The organism is Kribbella sp. DT2, assembly GCF_049844575.1.
Classification (GTDB): Bacteria; Actinomycetota; Actinomycetes; order Propionibacteriales; family Kribbellaceae; genus Kribbella.
The window spans coordinates 544,659-563,279 of sequence record NZ_JBNCLH010000005.1; the positions used below are offsets into that span (position 1 = coordinate 544,659).

Annotated in this window: 15 protein-coding genes and 1 pseudogene; 8 read left to right on the forward strand and 8 right to left on the reverse strand. The window is 71.4% G+C overall.

Features of this window, described 5'->3' with window-relative positions; translation table 11 throughout:
- Positions 1 to 4: 4 nt before the first annotated feature.
- A pseudogene (locus ACLQ2O_RS24150) lies at positions 5 to 424 on the reverse strand (CapA family protein); the annotation flags it as partial.
- A 12-nt stretch (positions 425 to 436) separates the two neighbouring features.
- On the reverse strand, positions 437 to 970 hold the full coding sequence (locus ACLQ2O_RS24155; protein WP_425835099.1) for a CapA family protein: 534 nt from the start codon (positions 968 to 970) through the stop codon (positions 437 to 439).
- Between the two features lie 127 nt (positions 971 to 1,097).
- Here ACLQ2O_RS24155 and map point away from each other — a divergent pair, with 127 nt between their 5' ends.
- Positions 1,098 to 1,868 carry a type I methionyl aminopeptidase gene (gene map / locus ACLQ2O_RS24160; RefSeq protein ID WP_425835100.1) on the forward strand — a complete coding sequence of 257 codons (771 nt, stop codon included), beginning with the start codon at positions 1,098 to 1,100 and terminating at the stop codon, positions 1,866 to 1,868.
- A gap of 1,533 nt (positions 1,869 to 3,401) precedes the next feature.
- On the opposite strand, the gene ACLQ2O_RS24165 is transcribed toward map, so the two are convergent.
- Complete coding sequence (locus tag ACLQ2O_RS24165) at positions 3,402 to 4,541, reverse strand: Rv2578c family radical SAM protein (protein WP_425835102.1); 1,140 nt, start codon at positions 4,539 to 4,541, stop codon at positions 3,402 to 3,404.
- A gap of 37 nt (positions 4,542 to 4,578) precedes the next feature.
- Entirely contained in the window at positions 4,579 to 5,418 is an 840-nt protein-coding gene (locus tag ACLQ2O_RS24170; RefSeq protein WP_425835104.1) for an NAD(P)H-binding protein, read from the reverse strand.
- Positions 5,419 to 5,507: 89 nt separating this feature from the next.
- Between ACLQ2O_RS24170 and ACLQ2O_RS24175 the strand changes: the two genes are divergently transcribed.
- Genes ACLQ2O_RS24175 through ACLQ2O_RS24185 form a run of 3 tightly spaced genes read left to right on the forward strand, consistent with a single transcriptional unit; the run spans position 5,508 to position 10,754 of the window.
- Complete coding sequence (locus tag ACLQ2O_RS24175; RefSeq protein ID WP_425835106.1) at positions 5,508 to 6,290, forward strand: TetR/AcrR family transcriptional regulator; 783 nt, start codon at positions 5,508 to 5,510, stop codon at positions 6,288 to 6,290.
- A 49-nt stretch (positions 6,291 to 6,339) separates the two neighbouring features.
- Positions 6,340 to 8,103 carry an HSP90 family protein gene (locus ACLQ2O_RS24180; RefSeq protein WP_425835108.1) on the forward strand — a complete coding sequence of 588 codons (1,764 nt, stop codon included), beginning with the start codon at positions 6,340 to 6,342 and terminating at the stop codon, positions 8,101 to 8,103.
- Complete coding sequence (locus tag ACLQ2O_RS24185) at positions 8,100 to 10,754, forward strand: hypothetical protein (protein ID WP_425835110.1); 2,655 nt, start codon at positions 8,100 to 8,102, stop codon at positions 10,752 to 10,754. Before ACLQ2O_RS24180 ends, ACLQ2O_RS24185 begins: the two co-directional genes overlap by 4 nt.
- A gap of 3 nt (positions 10,755 to 10,757) precedes the next feature.
- On the opposite strand, the gene ACLQ2O_RS24190 is transcribed toward ACLQ2O_RS24185, so the two are convergent.
- Complete coding sequence (locus ACLQ2O_RS24190; protein ID WP_425835112.1) at positions 10,758 to 12,227, reverse strand: alpha/beta hydrolase; 1,470 nt, start codon at positions 12,225 to 12,227, stop codon at positions 10,758 to 10,760.
- Positions 12,228 to 12,278: 51 nt separating this feature from the next.
- A complete protein-coding gene (locus tag ACLQ2O_RS24195) occupies positions 12,279 to 12,896 on the reverse strand; it encodes a TetR/AcrR family transcriptional regulator (protein WP_425835114.1) in 618 nt (205 codons plus the stop codon).
- A 154-nt stretch (positions 12,897 to 13,050) separates the two neighbouring features.
- Here ACLQ2O_RS24195 and ACLQ2O_RS24200 point away from each other — a divergent pair, with 154 nt between their 5' ends.
- Genes ACLQ2O_RS24200 through cpt form a run of 3 tightly spaced genes read left to right on the forward strand, consistent with a single transcriptional unit; the run spans position 13,051 to position 14,788 of the window.
- Entirely contained in the window at positions 13,051 to 13,569 is a 519-nt protein-coding gene (locus tag ACLQ2O_RS24200) for a SigE family RNA polymerase sigma factor (RefSeq protein WP_425835116.1), read from the forward strand.
- A complete protein-coding gene (locus ACLQ2O_RS24205) occupies positions 13,566 to 14,198 on the forward strand; it encodes a hypothetical protein (RefSeq protein WP_425835118.1) in 633 nt (210 codons plus the stop codon). The genes ACLQ2O_RS24200 and ACLQ2O_RS24205 overlap by 4 nt, the downstream gene beginning before the upstream one ends.
- Positions 14,199 to 14,239: 41 nt before the next feature.
- Positions 14,240 to 14,788 carry a chloramphenicol phosphotransferase CPT gene (gene cpt / locus ACLQ2O_RS24210; protein ID WP_425835120.1) on the forward strand — a complete coding sequence of 183 codons (549 nt, stop codon included), beginning with the start codon at positions 14,240 to 14,242 and terminating at the stop codon, positions 14,786 to 14,788.
- A gap of 4 nt (positions 14,789 to 14,792) precedes the next feature.
- Here cpt and guaA read toward each other — a convergent pair whose 3' ends face one another.
- The gene (gene guaA / locus ACLQ2O_RS24215) at positions 14,793 to 16,343 is read right to left on the reverse strand and encodes a glutamine-hydrolyzing GMP synthase (RefSeq protein ID WP_425835122.1); all 1,551 of its coding nucleotides are present in this window, start codon (positions 16,341 to 16,343) and stop codon (positions 14,793 to 14,795) included.
- Between the two features lie 134 nt (positions 16,344 to 16,477).
- Between guaA and ACLQ2O_RS24220 the strand changes: the two genes are divergently transcribed.
- The gene (locus ACLQ2O_RS24220) at positions 16,478 to 17,104 is read left to right on the forward strand and encodes a LuxR C-terminal-related transcriptional regulator (protein ID WP_425835124.1); all 627 of its coding nucleotides are present in this window, start codon (positions 16,478 to 16,480) and stop codon (positions 17,102 to 17,104) included.
- 14 nt (positions 17,105 to 17,118) lie between these two features.
- Here the strand turns inward: ACLQ2O_RS24220 and ACLQ2O_RS24225 are convergent, their stop codons facing one another.
- Positions 17,119 to 18,456: a hypothetical protein gene (locus tag ACLQ2O_RS24225; RefSeq protein ID WP_425835126.1), complete on the reverse strand. Its 1,338-nt coding sequence runs from the start codon at positions 18,454 to 18,456 to the stop codon at positions 17,119 to 17,121.
- Positions 18,457 to 18,621: the final 165 nt, after the last annotated feature.

An 18,621-nucleotide genomic window follows, 5' to 3' on the forward strand; every position in this document is an offset into this window, starting at 1 on the left:
GCCGCTACAACGCCTTCGGCGCCGAGGTCAGCTGCTCGACCGTCTCGGTCGTCCGGCGCTCGGACAGCTCCAACCGGCGGCGTTTGCTGCCGGACAAGTCGGGCTTGGCCAGCTCACGGCGTACGTCGAGCACGCGGACCGGAAGGGTGTCGGTCACCAGCAGCGGTGCGTACCGCGGTGCCGCCGCGGTCCAGCGGTCGCCCTCGCGCCGGAAGCTGAACCTGACCAGCAGACCCTCGGACTTGGGGGCGTTCGGCGTCCGGTGCGCGGCGACCAGGTTGCCGAGACCGTAGACGACCCACTTGCCGTTGAGCTGCTGGATCGGCTGGACGACGTGCGCGTGGTGGCCGAGGATCAGATCGATGTTGCTGTCGGCAAGCAAGTCGGCGGCGACCGTGCGCTGGTCCTGGTTCACCGAGCTCGAGTACTCGTCGCCTCAGTGGCAGCTGACCACGACGATCTGCGCGCCGGCGTCGCGCGCCGCGCGGGCCATCGTCTCGATCCGGGCCGGGTCGAGGGTCCGCAGGGTCCGGTCGATGCCTGCGGCCCCTTGGTCGAAGCTGTGGTTGCTGGCGGTCGAGCACACGTCGTACCCGGTCCGCTTCAGCGCCGGGGCGATCTGCGGCGGGCCTTGGAAGAGCGGGTAACCGGAGTACGGCGTACCGATCGGTGTCTCGAGGTGGCAGACGGCGAGATCGGCGTTCTGCACCAGGGGTTTGACGCCGCTGAGCAGGGGCGCGAAGTCCCACTGACCGTTGCGGCCGTCCTGGCGGGCGGTGGTCCACAGGCGCTCGTGGAGCAGGACGTCGCCGGTCGCGACCAGGATGATCTCTTGCACGCCGTGCGGCGGTTGAACGCCTGGGCCTGAGCCGGAGTCGGTCGGTGCGACGTCCGCAGTGCCGGGAACATCCGCGCAGCCGCCGACCACAGCCAGCAGCAACCCCAACACCACGACACGCCAACCACGCATTTCCTGCCCCCAGGTCCCCACCCGTGGACAGGTGGACAGCTGGAGAGACGACGTGGCGGGCGGAAAGGTTGATTCCCGGTATAACTATCCCGTGGGGTTTCCGATGCCGTGGAGGAAGAAGCAGCCGATGGTGGACCTGAAGACACCGGCCGAGATCGAGGCGATGCACGCGGCCGGACAGGTGGTCGCGTCGGCTCTCACCACCGTGAAGAAGGCCGCAGCCGTCGGTGTCTCCCTGCTCGAGCTGGACGAGGTCGCCCGGGACGTCCTGCGCGCTGCCGGCGCGGTCTCGCTCTTCGACGGGTACCAGCCCGGCTTCGCGACCTTGCCGTTCAGCGGCGTCATCTGTACGTCGGTCAACGACGGCGTCCTGCACGGCCTGCCGACGGGCCAACGCCTGGCGGACGGCGACCTGCTCAACGTCGACTGCGGCGCGTCGATCGACGGCTGGTGCGCCGATTCCGCGACCAGCTTCGTCGTCGGTACGCCGCGCGCCGAGGACCTCGCGCTGATCGCGACCACCGAACGAGCCCTCGCCGCAGGCATCGCGGCCGCCGTACCGGGTGCTCGTCTGGGTGACGTCGGCGCGGCCATCGGAGTCGTCGGCCTGGAAGCCGGCATCGGCACCAACCTCGACTTCGGCGGCCACGGCATCGGCCGTCGTATGCACGAGGAACCCCACATCCCCAACGGCGGCCGCCCCGGCCGGGGCCTGAAGCTTCGCCCCGGTCACGTCCTCGCCATCGAACCCTGGTTCTGGCACGGCCCCGGCTCCACCTACGTCATCGACTCCGACGGCTGGACCCTCCGCTCCGCCGACGGCACCCGCGGAGCTCACGCCGAACACACGGTCGCCATCACGGAAGACGGTCCAGAGGTTCTCACCCTCCGCCAGTAGCCAAGCCGACCGGCGCATCCCACGGGGACAGGACCTCGAGCACCACCCAGCACCCACCGCTACAGATCCCAGCCGACCGGTGCACAAGATCCCACTCCCCCTTGCAGGAAACGACTTTGAGCACCACCCAGCCACAGATCGACACGAAATCTAGCTGACCGGTGCACAAGGTGGCTTGAAACAGAAGGGCCCAGCGCGCGCAGCCGCCTGGCCGGCGCGAGGCGGGGCCACCGGGCCGCGCCGAGGCCGGGGCGGGGCCGGCGTATCGGCTCGGACGGGGTGGGAGCTGCCTGGCGCTCGCGCGGGGCGGGGCAGGGCAGGGCTTGGCCGGAGCGGGGCGGAGCGGGGCGAGGCAGCCGAGCCTGGCCGGGGCGAGGCGCGGGTCGGGTCGGGTCGGGTCGGGTCGGGTCGGCGTATCGGCTCGGGCGGGATGAGCCGCACACCGACCTGCCCGGCGCTGGGCGCGGTGGGCCGCGGCAACTGCCTCCGTTTTCCACGACTGGCGCGGTACAACGCGGCAGTCGTGGAAATAGGCGTCAGCAGTCGCCTCGGTAGGCGCTGACCGAGCCGGGCGTGGCTGGCGTATCGGCTCGGGCGGGATGAGCCGCCTGCGGACCTGCCTGGCGCTGGGCGCGGTGGGGCTGACCGGGCCGGAGTTGGTCAGCGTATCGGCTCGGGCGGGGTGCCCCGCGCGCGGACCCGCCCCGGCGCTGGGCGGAGCGAGGCGGCGCGGCGCCGAGCTGGGGCGACGTGGCGGCGATGGAGCCGCAGCTGTGGTCGCAGGGTGGTGGTGCCGCGCTGCGCGCGCGATGGTGCACCGAAGGCCGCGGGCGGCGTATCGGCTCGGGCGGCGGTGACCCGCACGCGGAACTGCTGGCGCTCGCGCGGGGCAGGGCACGGCCTGGCCGGGCCCGGCCCGAGCAGGGCGAGCGGGGCGGGGCGAGGGGGCCGAGACGAGCGGGCCAAGGCGGGCGGGGCTGGGGCGAGGCGGGCCGGGCCGGCGTATCCCCTCGTGCGGGGTGGCCCGCACGAGGAGCCGCCTGATGCTCGCGCGGGCCAGGGCAGGGCCTGGCCGGTCCAGCCGGGGCCGGTCCAGCGGGGCCGGGCGGGGCGGGGCGGGGGGCGGGGGCGGGGCGGGCGGCGTATTGGCTCGGGCGGGGTGACCCACGCGCGGAGCTGCCTGGCGCTGCGCGGGGCGGCTCCGGGCCGGGGCCGGGCCGGGGCGGCGTGGCTGCGATGGAGTCGCGGCTGTGGTGCAGGTGGTGGTGCCGCGCTGCGCGCGCGGTGGTGCACCGATGGCCGCGGGCGGCGCTGGGGTGGTCACAGGTGACGGCACCGCTGTGCCCGTGCGCGGTGGTGTCCGCTGTGCCCGCGCGGGGTGGTCGCGCGCGTTGGCGCGGGGCAGCCCTTGCGGCGATGGGTGAACTGGGCCGATCAGGGCAGGCCAACGCCACCACCTGCGGCCGGCCTCGTGCACTCACCCACCCTGGGTGCACCAGAGGTTGGGAGAAAGGCCGGGGACAGCGGCATCGCTTAGAACAGCGGCTGCTGGTCTGGCTCGGGGATCGTGGCCGGGACGGGAGCAGGGCGGTGGCGGTGGGTGGTGGAGGTGTTGAAGGGGGCTGGGCTGGAGCGGCGTGAGCGGAAGCGGGCGGTGGGCTCGCCCCAGCCGGAGAAGGAGCCTTGACCGGAGGCTTCGACGACGTTGTTGGTGTTGCGGTGCGACGACGTACCGAAGCCGTGCTTCTCCAGTAGGGGGCGGACCTTTGACTCGAAGGCGTTGCGGTAGCTGGGGGCGGCGTTGGGGCCGTGGGCGTAGAGGGACTCGTAGCGTTTGACCAGGTCGGGGTGGTCCTCGGCCAGCCACTTCATGAACCACGGTTTGACGCCGGGCCGGAGGTGGAGGACGAGAGTGGTGACGCCAGTCGCACCGGCGGAGGCCAGCTGGCCGAACAGGTGGTCGAGGTGGTCGGCGGAGTCGGTCAGCCATGGGAGCACCGGCGCGACCATCACACCGCACGGGAGGTCCGCCTCGCGGACCGCGCGGATCAGGTCGAGGCGCCCGCGGACGGACGGTACGCCGGGCTCGAGTCGCCGGCGGAGCTCTTCGTCGGCCAGCGCCAAGGAGACACCGATCCCGACCGGGACCTGCTCGGCCGCTTCCTGCAGCAGCGGCAGGTCGCGGCGGAGCAGCGTCCCCTTGGTCAGGATCGACAGCGGCGTACCCGACTCGGCCAGCGCCGAGATGATCCCGGGCAGCAACCGGTACCGCCCCTCGGCCCGCTGGTACGGGTCCGTATTGGTGCCGAGGGCAACTTGTTCACCACCCCAGGACGGCCGGGCCAGCTCCCGCCGCAGGACGTCGGCGACGTTGGTCTTCACCACGATCTGCCGGTCGAAGTCCAGCCCCTCGTCCAGCTCGAGGTACTTGTGCGTCGGCCGGGCGAAGCAGTACCGGCAGGCATGGGTGCAGCCGCGGTACGGATTCACCGTCCAGTTGAACGGCAGCCCCGACCCCGGCACCGAGTTCAGCGCCGACCGCGCGAGCACCTCGTGGAACGTGACGCCCTGGAACTCCGGCGTCGTCACCGACCGGACCAGGCCCGCGATCGAGCCCAGCCCCGGCAACGTCCCGGGAACCTCCGCGTCGAGCTGCTGCCCCGCCCATCTCATGGAGTACAGTCGAACACATGTTCGCCCAGCTTTCAAATCACGTCCGGAACGCCGCCACGTTGTCCCGGGCCCACTCCCGGTAGGGCTTGGCCGACCGCCCGGTCACCTCCCGCACCACCGGCGACGGCTCGGCGGCGTACTCGGCCATCATCCGGAAGCCGTCCACCAGCCACTCGGCCGTCTCGGCCCCCATGAACGGCGCCCACGCGGCGACGGCTTCCTCGTGCGTCAGCTCCTCGAACCGCAGTTCCCGCCCGAGCGCCTCCCCGATCATCGCGACCTCCTGCGGCTGCGTCAGCTGCTCCGGCCCGCTCATCGAGAGCTTCTGCCCGGTGTAGCTCTCGTCCTGCAGTACGACGCTCGCCATCGCCGCGATGTCACGGAGGTCGATCGGCAGCTGCACCGCCTCGGCGTACGGGCCGCGCACGACGCCCTCGGCCTTGATCGACGCCGCCCAGTCGAGCGTGTTGTTCATGAACTGCCCCGGCCGCAGGTGCACCCACTCGAAGCCGCCGTCCTCGATCGCGCGCTCGACCTTGTAGTAGTGCCAGCTCTCCGGATCCCCCGTCGCCTCGTACTCGGCGGGTTCCCCCGACAGCACGACCACTCGCCGTACGCCGGCCTTCTGCGCCGCCGTCACGAACTCCTCCACGTACGCCGGCAGCGGTGCGAGGTACACCGTGTCGACTCCCTCCAGCGCCGCGGGCAGCGTCGCGGGCTTGCCCAGGTAGCCGACCGCCACCTCGACGGCGGACGGCAGCGCCGCCTTCGCCGGATTGTTGGTCAGCGCCCGCACCCCCGGCACTCCCGCCGCCACCAACTCGTCCACGAGCAACCGCCCGACACTGCCCGTCGCGCCCGTCACCAAGATCGTCATGTCCCCAGTCCCAACACCTCGGAAGCAATTCTCGTAGGGTATACGATAAAAGCACCTCATAGGATGCGGCGACGGAAACGAGGTGCGGGATGACGGTGCGGCACAGCGGCGGCGGTCCGGCCGCTCGCACGCTCGCGTTGCTCTGGCGCAAGACCCGGCCGACCCAGGAGAAGGCCCGCGGCCGCAGGCCGACCCTGCAGCTGGACACCGTGGTCGACACCGCGGTCGCGCTGGCCGACGAGCGCGGGATCGCCGCCGCTTCGATGGGCAACGTCGCCAAGGCCCTCGGCGTCGGCACGATGACGCTCTACACCTACGTGCCGTCCAAGGAGGAGCTGCTCGACCTGATGATCGACCAGGTTCTGCTCGAACGGCACCTGCCCGCTCCCGGCGAGGACCGCCCGGCCGACTGGCGTGCGCAGGTCGAGCTGTACTCCGACGAGACCCGCGCCCTCTACTCCCGGCACCCCTGGCTGGCCCGGGTCTCCACGATCCGCCCGCCGGTCGGCCCCGGCATGCTGGCGGCCCGCGAGTACCTGCTGTCCACCATGTTCGCGCTGGGCCTGCCGCCGGCCCGCGCGAACCTCGCCGCCCTGGCGATCGCGACGTACGTCGACTCGGCCGCCGGCGGCGAGGCCGAGAGCGACCTGATCGAACGCTCCACCGGCCAGACCCACGACGCCTGGTGGCACGAGCGCGGCGGCCTCTGGGAGAACTACTTCGACGTCGAGCGGTACCCGACGATGACCGCCGTCTGGAACGACGGCGACGGCAGCGGTTCGTCGTACGGCGACGGCACGCGCGAGGTCAGCGCCAAGGCCTACCGCTTCGGCCTCGACCACCTCCTGAACGGCATCGCCGCGAGCGCCTAGCCGAACCACCCATGCCGTAGCGTTTGGGCAGCTTTGAGGCGGAGGGGCAATGGGTAGCGAGAACTTCCGGGTGGATCTGCAGGGTGTCGTCGACCTGCTGAGTCATCACCTGTACAGCAGTCCGCGGGTCTACCTGCGGGAGCTGCTGCAGAACGCCGTGGACGCGGTGACCGCGCGGCGGGCCGTGGACGCGGCGGCGCCGGGTGTGATCGGCATCGCCGTGGACGGGCAGCGGCTGAGCGTCAGCGACACCGGGATCGGGCTGCGGCCGGACGAGGTGCGGGAGCTGCTGGCGACGATCGGGCGGAGCTCGAAGCGGGACGAGATCGGGTTCGCGCGGACCGAGTTCCTCGGGCAGTTCGGGATCGGGCTGCTGTCGGCGTTCATGGTGGCCGACGAGATCGAGGTGGTGACCCGCCCGGCCGACGGCCCGACCACCGGCTGGAACGGTACGGCGGACGGCCGCTACACGATCACCGAGACCGCGCCGAGGGACGCGGTCGGTACGACGGTGACGCTGCAGGCCCGCCGCGGTGCCGAGCAGTGGTTCAAGACCGCGACGGTGATCGAGCTGGTCAAGCTCTTCGGCGCCCTGCTGCCGCTGGAGATCACGGTCAACGGCGAGCGGGTCACCGACGGTGTCGCGCCCTGGGAGGGCAACGGCCGGGCCGACCTGGTCGGCTACGCGCAGGACCACCTGGGCTTCACGCCGTTCGACGTGATCCCGCTGAACAACCCGGCCGCCGGCCTGACCGGCGTCGCGTTCGTGCTGCCCTTCGCGGCGAACCCGGCCGAGCGCGCGACCCACCGCGTCTACCTGAAGCGGATGCTGCTGGCCGAAGGCGTCGAAGGGCTGCTGCCCGACTGGGCGTTCTTCGTCCGCGCCGTGATCGACACCTCCGAGCTGCGTCCGACGGCGAGCCGGGAGGCCCTGTTCGACGACGGCCACCTGGAGACCGCCCGGGAGGCGCTCGGCGAGCAGTTGCGCGGCTGGATGGTCCGGCTCGGCAGCACCGACCCGCAGAAGCTGGACCGGTTCCTCGGGATCCACCAGCTCGGTGTGAAGGCCCTGGCGCTGCACGACGACGAGATGCTCCGGCTGGTGCACCGCTGGCTCCGGTTCGAGACCAACCACGGCCGGATGACCGCCGCCGAGCTGCAGGAACGCAAGGGCGACATCCGGTACGTCGGGACGATCGAAGAGTTCCGTCAGCTCGCGGCGGTCGCCTCGGCGCAGGACCTGACCATCGTCAACGCCGGCTACACCTACGACGCGGAGCTGCTGCACCGCCTGCCCGACGTCGTACCGGAGCTGGTCACCACCAGGTTCGACCCGACCGAGCTGAGCACCAGCTTCGACGGTCTGGACCCGCGGACCGAGCTGGAGCTGCGCCCGTTCGTCCAGCTGGCCCAGGAGGCGCTGGACTCGGTCGGCTGCGAGGTGGTGGTCCGCTCCTTCGACCCGGCGTCGCTGTCGGCCATCTACCTGGTGGACCGGTCGGCCCAGTTCGCCAGTGAGCTGCGCGCCACCAGGGAGCGCACGGACGCGCTCTGGTCGGAGGTGCTCGGCGCACTCGACACCAACGACGACAGCCGCCCCCAGCTCGTGCTGAACCACCGCAGCCCTCTAGTACGACGGATGGCCGCGCTGGCCGACCCGGAGCTCGCCAAGCTGGCCGTCGAAGGCCTCTATGGGCATGCGCTGATGCTCGGCTACCACCCGATCGGCCCGGCGGACTCCGCTCTCGTGAACCGGTCGTTCCTCGGCCTGCTCGACCAGGCCGTTCCTACCTCGGAGGACCCGACGCGATGACAGACGACCTGGTCGACCGCCTGCACCAGGCCCAGCTCACGCCGTACGGCAAGGCGCGGGCCGCGATGCTGGAGGACGTGGTCCGGCGGGCCGACGCCGCCGAGGCCGAGGAGCTGGCGTTCTTCTCCCGGCTCAACCTGGTCACGGCGTACGTGATGGGTGGGGAGCCGCGGAAGTCGCTGGTGCCGTTCGCGCGCTGCGTGGCGGACTGGGACGCCGACCCGGCCAAGTACCAGGAGCACTCGCACCTGTTCCTGTGGTGCTTCAAGTACGCGCCGAGCACGCTGACCAAGTTCCCCGAGGTGCCGCTGGACCGGACGCACGCCGTACTGGACGACATGGAGCGGCGCTGGCGGGTCGGTGGGCACAGTCCGCACGCCGTGCACCAGCACCGCTGGCAGGTGGCGGCGCACATCGGTGACGACGAGACGGCGGCCGAGCAGTTCCGGCTCTGGTCGACCGCACCGCGCGACGACCTGTCGGACTGCATCGGCTGCGACCCGACGAGCAAGGTGCTGCACCTGACGACCACCGGGCAGACCGCCGAGGCGGTCGCGCTGTCGGTCGGCGTACTGGACGGGCAGCTGACCTGCAACGAGCAGCCGCAGCAGATGCTGACCACGCTGCTGCCCGCCTACGTTGCCGAGGGCATGTACGCCGAGGCCGTCGACGCGCACCGGCGGGCGTACCGGATCCTGCGCAACCAGCCCGGCGAGCTGAGCGCGTACTCCGACCACATCCGCTTCTGCGCCCGCACCGGGAACCTGCCGCGCGCCGTCGAGCTGATCGAGCGGCACCTGCCGGACCTGGCCGACTCCCCCAGCCCGCTGGCCGCCATGGACTTCGCGGCCGCCGCGTCGCACGCGCTGAGCCGGGTGGATCTGCGGATCCGCCGGTCCGCGAAGGAGGACGCCGAGTCCGGGCAGCTCGCCGAGGAGCTGGCCCAGCAGGCGCTGGACCTGGCGGCGCAGTTCGACGCGCGGAACGGCACGACGCGGCAGAGCGACAACATCCGGGCGGTGCTGGCTGCTGAGCCCTGGGTCGAGTACCTGCCGCTGTCGGAGACGGCTCGCAAGGCTCACCAGCGAGCGCAGGTCGCGCCGCCGGCTGTTCCGGAGGCGCCGCTGCCGGAGGGAGCCGGCCGGGGCTGGCTCGACCGGGCCGAAGAGGCTTGGCAGACGGACCGTCGTCCGGAGGCCGTCGCTGCGTGGGCGGCGTTCGAGCAGGAGGTGCCGGAGGGCGACCGTACGCCGCTGGACCAGGCGCGGGTGCTCGACGGACGCGGACTGGTTGCCTCGGACAACCAAGAGGTCGAGCTCGCGCTGGAGTCGTGGCGGGAGGCACTGAGCGTCTACGCGGAGCTGGGCGAGGAGATCCGGGTACTGCGCGACCGCGGCCGGATCGGCCGGGTCCTGTGCGACGCCGGGCAGCTGGACGAGGGCCTGGCGACCGGTGAGGCGCCGCTGCGGCAGCTGATCGAAGTGGACGAGCCGCGGCGGCGTGGTGGGTGGCAGTACTCGCTGGCGACGATGCTCGCCCAGGCCGATCGCAGTGAGGAGGCGCTGGCCGAGCTGTCGGTGCTCCGGACCCGGCCGGACACGGACACTGATCTCCAATCGGGTGCTGGGATCCTGCAGTGCAACCTGCTGCTGCAGCTGGAGCGGCTGGACGAGGCCGAAGAGGCTGCGACCGCTGGGACGGCGACCCGCGAGCAGATGCCGCGCTCGTTCGCCTACCGCCAGCGCGGGTGGATCAGGCTCGCCCTGCAGCGACCGGCCGAGGCGATCGGGGACCTGGAGGAGGCGATCGCGCTGGCCATCGGTACGCCGGATGCCGAGGTCCACGTGGCGATCTGCCGGCTGGAGCTCGCCAAGGCCTACCTGTTCAGCGGTCGCGCGCTGGAGGCGGCGGAGACCGCTGAGGAGGCGCTGCCCGCGCTGCGGGACCCGGAGCTGTCCGGTCTGTTCCGCGACGTACGCGGCGTACTGACTGATGCGTACCGGGCGCTGGGTGAGCTGGAGTCCGCGCTGACACAGGTGCGGGCGCTGCTGGCGGAGGCGCCGGACGACGCGCACCCGTACTGGCTTGCGCAGACCAAGCAGGACGAGGGCAACCTGCTCGAGCGCCTCAACCGCGACGAGGAGGCTGTTGACGTGTTCGCGGCTGCTGCGGCGTACTTCGAGGCCGCTGAGCAGCCGCTCGAGTACGTCCAGGCCCTGCGGCTTGCTGCACAGTCGGCGCGGTACACCGGTGACTTCGCCCAGGTCCGTGAGCTGCTGGACCGCGTCCAGCCCGTGCTGGAGCCGCTGCCGTCAGCGGACGAGCAGGTGCTCTTTCAGCAGGCAGGAATCCACTGGGACCGGGCCATCCTCGCCCTGCAGCAGGGCGAGGTGGAAGTGCTGGTAGCCGAAGCCGCCCGCGCCGCAGAGGCCTACGAACGCGGCGGCTACGAGGACCAGCACCTCAACGCCCAACTCCTGCTGGCCGAACACGCCACCACCGACACGACCGCGCTGGAGCAGATCTTCAACACCCTGCCCACCAGCCACCCCCACTACCACCGCACCGGCTACCTCCTGGCCGACCGCCTCCGCCAACTGAACCGCCCCCAGGAGGCGGACCAACTGGAGGCCCGCTTGAGCCAGGCCTGAGTCTCAGGCCTGGCAGTTGAGGTCGTGGTGGGGGCGGTTGCCGGTGGCAAGGAAATTGGTGGCTGTGTCGTTCAGGCACTGGTTGGACTTGAACAGGTAGGACAGGTGGCCGCCCTGGTCGGCGGTGACCAGGCGGGCCCGGTCGCCGAGGGCGTAGCGCATCAGGCGGGCGCCGGCGAGCGGGGTGATCGGGTCGCGCTGGTTCTGGACGATCAGGACGTTGGACGGGCCGTGGTCGGTGATGCGGACCTGCGGCTCGGACTGCCGCGGCCAGAACGCGCAGGCGGAGATGTTCGCCGAGGCGGCGCCGAACATCGGGTAGCGGATGCGGTCGACGGCGACGCCGAGCTGGTAGGTGAGGACCGACCTCGGCCAGCGGGAGTCGTTGCAGATCACGTGCAGCTGGCTGGCGAGGTAGTTGTCACTGGCAGCAGCGGCAGCCCTTGTTGCGGGCACGGTCCCGGCGTTGATGCTCTTCCAGAGCTCGGCGAGGGCCGGGAAGTTCTTGTCGTAGTACAGCTGGCTGAGCGTCGCTTGCCGGAACAGCGCGCCGTCAGGGCTTCCCGACGTCGTGGTCTTGTCGAGCGCCGCGGCCATCGCGTAGTACTTCTTGGTCACCTGCGCGGGCGTGCTGCCCAGCCCGTACTCCGGGTGCGCGGCGGCGTACTTGGCGAAGTCCGGGAACCGGTCGGAGAAGCCACGAGCGATCCGCCGCTGGAAGTCGTAGTCCCACCCGCCCGGGCTCGCCGAGCTGTCGAGCAGGACGCGGTCGGTGGTCCGCGGGAACAGCGTCGTGTAGACCGCGCCGAGATAGGTCCCGTACGAGATGCCGAGGTACGACGCCTTCGCCTCACCGAGCGCGGCGCGGACCTGGTCGAGGTCGCGGGCGGTGTTCGCGGTGGTGATGTGCGGCAGCAGCGCGGCGGTCTTGGAGGCTCCACACTGCTTGGCGACCTGCCGCGACACCTTGGCCTGCTGCGCGACGTCGGCCGCGTTGCGCGCGTACGGCGGGATGTTGGAGGTCTGCTGCGCCGGCGTCAGGTCGCACGTGACGGGCGTGCTGTGCCCGACGCCGCGCGGGTCGATGCCGATGATGTCGTAGCTGTCCCGCACGCTCTGCGGCATCGCCAGCTTGGTACCGCCGCCGTCCGCGATGTCGGCCGGGAAGCGAAGCCCCTCGCCGCCGGGACCGCCGGAATTGGTCAGCAGGATGCCGCGGCGCTTGTCCGGGTGCGGACTGGCCAGCCGGGAGATCGCGAGCTGGATCTTCGCGCCGTCGGGGTGGCTGTAGTCCAGTGGCACCTCGAGCGTCGCGCACTCCGGCTTCGACACGGTCGGTGGGTCGAAGGCGGGGCAGGCACCCCAGGTGAGCGGGCTCTTCACCGGCGCGCTCGGCGTACCGGGCGCTGCGGCCGACACTCCGGGCACGAGGATCAGGGCCGCCAGGGCCGCGGTCGCACCAACGATTCGCACGAAAATTCCTCCTCTGCCACCGACGGGGCGGCGGCGTGTGTGGCGGACTGGTCAGTCGTCGACCGGGTCACCGATCGCGAAACCGGTGGCCGCGCCGACGGCACGGGCCATCCGCGGGTAGGGGTCGTCCATTCGGGCACGGTCGGCACCGGCCAGTACGTCGGCCAGCACCTCCTCGCTGATCACCCGCACCACGGCAGCGACCGCGGCCGCGTGCACCCGCAGGTCGGGGTCGTCGGCCGGGCGGCGCATCCTGCCGGCGACCACCGGCAGCAGATCGCGCTCGAACTGCTCACAGGCGAGCAACCACGCGCCGCGAATCGCCGGCTCGGTGGCGCTCAGCACGATCATCCTGGCCGCGGCCAGGTTGTCCGCCGCCTCTTCCGGCCCCGGCTGGTACCGCGCCCGCTCGGCCACCAGGTGCTCCTCCAGCGACAGCTCAGCAGGCCAGCGGCGCAGCACGGTCAGGCACCAGGTCCAGCTGTGCGCGACGATCGGCTCGGCACAGCTCTCCTTGTTCCGGACGTGCCGCCACAGTGTGCGGACCGACAGGCCGACGGCGTCGGCGATCTGCTCGCCGGTGGTCGCCGCGACGCCCTGCTCCCAGAACAGCTTCGAGGCCGCGCGGGAGATCTCCAGGTGCAGTCGCGCTCGTCGCTGCTCACTCATCGCGCCCTGCATCGGGATCTCCCTTCCAGAACTCTGACACTAAGTGTCAAACTATCACCAGCTGCCGTTCGGCGCGGGATGCAACCATCGCGGGCGAAGCTGCCTCTTGTTCGGTATGCAGGCTGACACTGAGGTTTCGGAGCTGGAGGTTCGGGTGGCAGAGGGCAGCACCCGCGCCGATTTCGAGGCCTACGTGGCTGCCCGGTACGGCGCGTTGCTGGGCCTGGCCTACCTGCTCACGCAGGACCGCGGGCTGGCCGAGGACCTGGTCCAGACCACGCTGACCAGGTGCTGGCTGGCCTGGCGCACGGTGCGGGCCGAGGACCCGACGGCGTACGTGCGCCGGGTGATGGTCAACACCCACACCGAATGGTGGCGCCGGCGGCGGGGCGGCAAGGAGGTGCCGACCGACGACCTCACCGCCGCGGTCGCGCCCACGGCGTACGGGGGTTCGCTGCGCCTGGTCGAGCACTCCGACCTGATGCAGGCGCTGCGGCGGCTGCCGAAGCGGATGTGCGCTGCCGTTGTCCTGCGGTACTTCGAAGACCTGTCCGAGGCCGAGACGGCCGACGTACTGGGCTGCTCGATCGGGACGGTGAAGAGCCAGACCCACCGGGCGCTGACCAAGCTGCGCGTCGATCTCGCCTCCCAAGAGACCACGGAGACCCGATGAACACCGACGAACTACGCACCCTGCTCAAGGAGGCCGGCCGGCCGGTCGCCTCCCCCGACGACCCGGTCGCCGTCATCCGCAAGCGCGGCCGTCGACGCCAGCGCACACAGGTCGCGGCAGCTGTCGCCTGTACGGCGGTGGTCGCGGCCGGAGCGTTCGGCGCGGTCGACCTGTGGTCGGGCAACGACGTGGCCCCGGCCGGTCCGGTCGCGGCGGACACCCCGCCGGGCTCGCTCGGCGAGACCCCCACGCAGGTCGGCGACCAGCACCTGCTGAACGACCCGCGGGTGCACCGCGAGCCCGAGGCCTCACCGCATGGTCTCTACCTGGGCCTCGACGGACTGCGGGCCGACGACCTGGTGCGGGTCCGCTCGCTCTGCCCGACTGCCACCGGGCCCGACCCGGTGACGCTGGCGGTGTCGCTCGAACCGTTCAACGGTCCGATCAACCCGCCGCCGTTGCCGCCGGGCGACCCGGTGCCCGGTGCGCTCCAGGTGCCGTGCGTCGGCACGATCACGGTGACCGACTTCGTCGTACCGGCTGGGTGGACGAAGTACTTCGCCGCACAGATCGACGTGCCGGCCGGCGAGAACCGCCCGGTGAAGCTCGAGGTCGCGTCGTACCGGTAAACCGGCGGCGGGGAGGACCCGGCCGCGGTTAGCGTGGCCGGATGACGTCGATCGAAGGCCCGCGGGTGATCGTGCTGAACGGTGGGTCGAGCTCGGGGAAGTCCCGGCTCGCGCGCGAGCTGCAGAAGGTGCTTCCGGATCCGTGGCTGAGTCTGAGCGTCGACGACCTGGTCGACGCGATGCCGCCGGCGCTGGTGGACGGCGGGGCGGGGATCGGGTTCGGTGACCAGGGCGAGGTGTCGGTCGGCGACGGGTTCCGGACGCTGGAGACGGCGTGGATGGCCGGGGTGGCGGCGATGGTGTGCGCGGGGGCGCGGGTCGTGCTGGACGACGTGTTCCTCAGCGGCGCGCAGTCCCAAGCGCGGGTGCGGGCTCAGCTCGACGGTTTGAATGTGCTCTGGGTCGGCGTCCGGTGTGCACCGGAGATCGCTGCTGCCCGAGAGCTCGCCCGCGGAGACCGCACAGCAGGTATGGCAGAACTCCAGGCGGAGATTGTGCACGAAGGCGTGTACTACGACCTGGAGGTTGATACGGGGAAGACGGACTCGCTGGAGTGTGCCCGCGCCGTGGCAGCGCGGGTCACCTTCTAGCGAACTACTCCCACTCGATGGTGCCGGGGGGCTTGCTGGTGATGTCGAGGGTTACTCGGTTGATCTCGTCGACCTCGTTGGTGATGCGGGTGGAGATCTTTTCGAGGACCTCGTACGGGAGGCGGGCCCAGTCGGCGGTCATGGCGTCCTCGCTGGTGACCGGGCGGAGGACGACCGGGTGGCCGTACGTGCGGCCGTCGCCCTGGACGCCGACCGAGCGGACGTCCGCGAGCAGCACGACCGGGAACTGCCAGATGTCGCGGTCGAGGCCGGCGGCGGTCAGTTCGGTGCGGGCGATCAGGTCGGCGGCGCGGAGGATCTCCAGCCGGTCCTTGGTGACCTCGCCGACGATCCGGATGCCCAGGCCCGGGCCCGGGAACGGGTGCCGGTAGACCATCGTCTCGGGCAGCCCGAGGGCGACGCCGAGCTCGCGGACCTCGTCCTTGAACAGCGTGCGCAGCGGCTCGATCAGCGAGAACTGCAGGTCGTCCGGCAGTCCGCCGACGTTGTGGTGCGACTTGATGTTCGCCGCGCCCGTACCGCCGCCGGACTCGACGACGTCCGGGTAGAGCGTGCCCTGGACCAGGAACTCGATGTGCCGCTCGGCGTCCAGCTTGCGGGCGGTCGCCTCGAAGGTCCGGATGAACTCCCGGCCGATGATCTTGCGCTTCTGCTCCGGGTCGGTGACGCCGGCCAGCGCGGTCAGGAACTGGTCCTCCGCTTCGACCATCTCCAGCCGGGTCCCCGTCGCGGCGACGAAGTCCTTCTCGATCTGGTCGGACTCACCGGCGCGCTGCAGCCCGTGGTCGACGTACACACAGGTCAGCTGGTCACCGATCGCCTTGCTCACCAGAGCAGCGGCGACCGCGGAGTCGACTCCACCGGACAGCGCGCACAGCACCTGCTTGTCACCGACCTGCCGGCGGATCAGCTCGACCTGCTCGTCCACGACGTTGCTGGTCGTCCAGTCGCCGGTGCAGCCCGCGATGTCGTACAGGAAATGCTCCAGCACGGCCTGCCCGGCCTGCGAGTGCAGGACCTCCGGGTGCCACTGGACACCGGCCAGCTTGCGGTCCAGGTCCTCGAAGGCCGCGACCGGCGCACCACCCGAAGCAGCCAGTACGGCGAAGCCCGCCGGCGGCGCGTGCACGGCGTCACCGTGCGACATCCAGACGTTCAGGTCCTCGGGGATCCCGGCCAGCAGCGTGCCGGCGTCGCCCACCGTGACCGGCGTCCGGCCGAACTCGCGCAGCCCGGTCCTGCGGACGTCGCCGCCCAGCGTCTGCGCCATCGCCTGGAACCCGTAGCAGATCCCGAACGCCGGGACACCGGCGTCGAACAGCGACGAGTCGACCCGCGGCGCGCCCTCGGCGTACACCGACTGCGGCCCGCCGGACAGGATGATCGCCTTCGGCTTGCGCTCCAGCATCTCCTCGACGGCCATCGAGTGCGGCACGATCTCGGAGTACACCTTCGCCTCGCGCACCCGGCGGGCGATCAGCTGCGCGTACTGCGCACCGAAGTCGACGACGAGAACCAGGTCATGATCAGTCACGCCTAGAGGGTATCGGTGCAGGTCAGCGGGACTGTAATCGCGCCGGGTTCCACGGGAGCCTAGGGATCGGCCCTAGGGCGCTGTGACCGGTCGATCACCCATCGTTGTCCCAGTACACCGATGGGGAGGCAATGATGGGCCTACGTGTTCCGGTCTACGCTTATTCGACGGATCCGATCTCCCGGGCGGGGGTGGAGAGCCAGCTCCGGTTCGAACCCGATCTGCGGGTCGTGTCCGACGACCACCTGGACGAGGCAGTGGTCGCGGTGGTCGCGGCGGAGGTCCCCGACGCGCCGACGCTCGAGATCCTCGCCGGCCTGCGGCGGCACGGGCTCGACAAGATCGTCCTGGTGGTCGGGTCGCTCAACGACGGCGACCTGATCTCGGTGATCGAGGCGGGGGTCTGCGGGCTGATCCGCAGGCCCGAGGCGACGCCGGCCAAGCTCACCGACCTGGTGAAACGGGCGGCGGCCGGCGAGGCCGAGCTGCCGCCCGACCTGCTGACCCGCCTGCTCAAGCAGGTCTCCCACATGCAGAACGCCGTCCTGACACCGCGCGGTCTGCGGCTGGCCGGGTTGTCGGCTCGCGAGGTCGCGATCCTGCGACTGGTCGCCGAGGGGTTCGACACCGACGAGATCGCCGGGCAGCTGAGCTACTCGCCGCGGACGGTCAAGAACGTCCTGCACGGCGTCACGACGCGTTACCAGCTGCGCAACCGGTCGCACGCCGTCGCCTACGCGCTGCGCGAGGGGATGATCTGACACCACGTCCGGTCTCAGACGAGCTGGCCCGAGAAGGAGACCGACGGCGTGCAGCGCTCGGCGCCGCTGCCGGGGACCGCGCAACTCACGGACACGACGACGGCCTGTCCCGGCGCCGCGTGCAGCGGCTCGAGGTAGTGGTAGTCGAGGTCGCGGAAGTTCGCGAGCCCGGTCTCGAGCACGATGTCCTTCCCGATCGAGATCCGCAGGATGCCGGTGTCACCCCGCGGGTTCTGCAGGACGAGGTCGGCGATGTTCACGCTCTTCTTGTCCGGTGCCGAGTAGGTGAACGCCGTGAACGATCCGTCCGTGACGACCTTGGCCGTCGTCGCCACCCGGAAGCTCACCGGCGCGGGGCCCGTCGGGCTCGGCGTACCGGCGCCCGGGGTGGGACTCGGCTTCGCGCTCGGCTTCGGCGACGGCGTACCGGCGCCCGGTGGGGACGGCGTACTGGCCTGAGGCGCCCCGGGCTCCGGCGTCGGGGTGATTCCGGCCGCCTTCTGCGCGACCGTCGCGGCCGCGCCGGCCTTCTCGGCGGCCACGGTGGCCTTGGACGCCGCGGTCTCGGCGCGGGCGACCTGCTGCTCGGTCTTCTCGGTGGCCACCGACTCGACGGCCGGCTTGAGCAGCGCGAACCAGGCGCCCACCATCGCCACGGCCAGTACGACGAGCGCCGCGGCCGCGGGCAGCAGCCACTTCGGGATCAGCTGCTCCTGCAGAACGACACCGTTGGCCGTGACAGGTTCGTCCCCCGCAGCCGTGGTGACGACCTCGAACGGCAGAGTCTTCGGCTGACCCCGCAGGAAGCGCCGGTGCGGGACGGCCCGGACCTTGACGATCGTGGCCGTTCCCGGCCCGGTGACGATCAGCGGCTGGTCGGTCTCCAGCCGCAGGTCGTCCTCGGGGTCGCGGAGCGCGATCTCGACGGTGGTCTCGCTGTTGCCGAGGTTGTCCACCGCGAGCCGGAAGGTGGCCCGGCGACGGGCCCGGCGCTTGCCGGGGACAAGTTCGGCGACGATCTCCCGGAACGGCGCGACCTCGACCGCGCCTTCCTCGACGATCGAGCTCGCCGGTTCCTCGCGGGAGGCCACCCGGACGCCGAAGGAGTGCCGGCCGGCGACCAGCTCCGGCGACCTGGGTGGCGCGAAGACGAGGGTGACGGAACCGGTCGCGGCCGGCATCAGGTTGATCGTGGCCGGTTCGATGCTCACCCAGTCCTTCGGAACCCCGACCAGCGTGACCGAGAACTGGTCGACCAGGCTCCCCGTGTTCGTGATGCCGACTTCGCACCGGCCGGTCTCACCGGGCACGATCGCGAGGTTGTCTTCCGACAAGGACACTGTGGCTGCCATACCGATCAGCGTCGCCCGGCGCCCGGGGGCCGGGCAGCGGTCCTCGGCTAACCGAGCGCGACGCCTTTGCTGCCCGATCAAGCAGGCCCGGCTGCTCGTTGGGCACCACGATCGGGCAGCCGGCCCCACGGACGGGCTCCTAGGCTCGACCCGAGCCGAGCAGGG

Coding starts and splice junctions, on each gene's coding strand:
- ACLQ2O_RS24205 (WP_425835118.1), top strand. CDS start 13,566: ATGAACACCGACGAACTACGCACCCTGCTCAAGGAGGCCGGCCGGCCG.
- ACLQ2O_RS24195 (WP_425835114.1), bottom strand. CDS start 12,896: ATGAGTGAGCAGCGACGAGCGCGACTGCACCTGGAGATCTCCCGCGCG.
- ACLQ2O_RS24155 (WP_425835099.1), bottom strand. CDS start 970: ATGCGTGGTTGGCGTGTCGTGGTGTTGGGGTTGCTGCTGGCTGTGGTC.
- ACLQ2O_RS24170 (WP_425835104.1), bottom strand. CDS start 5,418: ATGACGATCTTGGTGACGGGCGCGACGGGCAGTGTCGGGCGGTTGCTC.
- ACLQ2O_RS24165 (WP_425835102.1), bottom strand. CDS start 4,541: ATGAGATGGGCGGGGCAGCAGCTCGACGCGGAGGTTCCCGGGACGTTG.
- ACLQ2O_RS24180 (WP_425835108.1), top strand. CDS start 6,340: ATGGGTAGCGAGAACTTCCGGGTGGATCTGCAGGGTGTCGTCGACCTG.
- ACLQ2O_RS24185 (WP_425835110.1), top strand. CDS start 8,100: ATGACAGACGACCTGGTCGACCGCCTGCACCAGGCCCAGCTCACGCCG.
- cpt (WP_425835120.1), top strand. CDS start 14,240: ATGACGTCGATCGAAGGCCCGCGGGTGATCGTGCTGAACGGTGGGTCG.
- ACLQ2O_RS24220 (WP_425835124.1), top strand. CDS start 16,478: ATGGGCCTACGTGTTCCGGTCTACGCTTATTCGACGGATCCGATCTCC.
- ACLQ2O_RS24175 (WP_425835106.1), top strand. CDS start 5,508: ATGACGGTGCGGCACAGCGGCGGCGGTCCGGCCGCTCGCACGCTCGCG.
- map (WP_425835100.1), top strand. CDS start 1,098: ATGGTGGACCTGAAGACACCGGCCGAGATCGAGGCGATGCACGCGGCC.
- ACLQ2O_RS24225 (WP_425835126.1), bottom strand. CDS start 18,456: ATGGCAGCCACAGTGTCCTTGTCGGAAGACAACCTCGCGATCGTGCCC.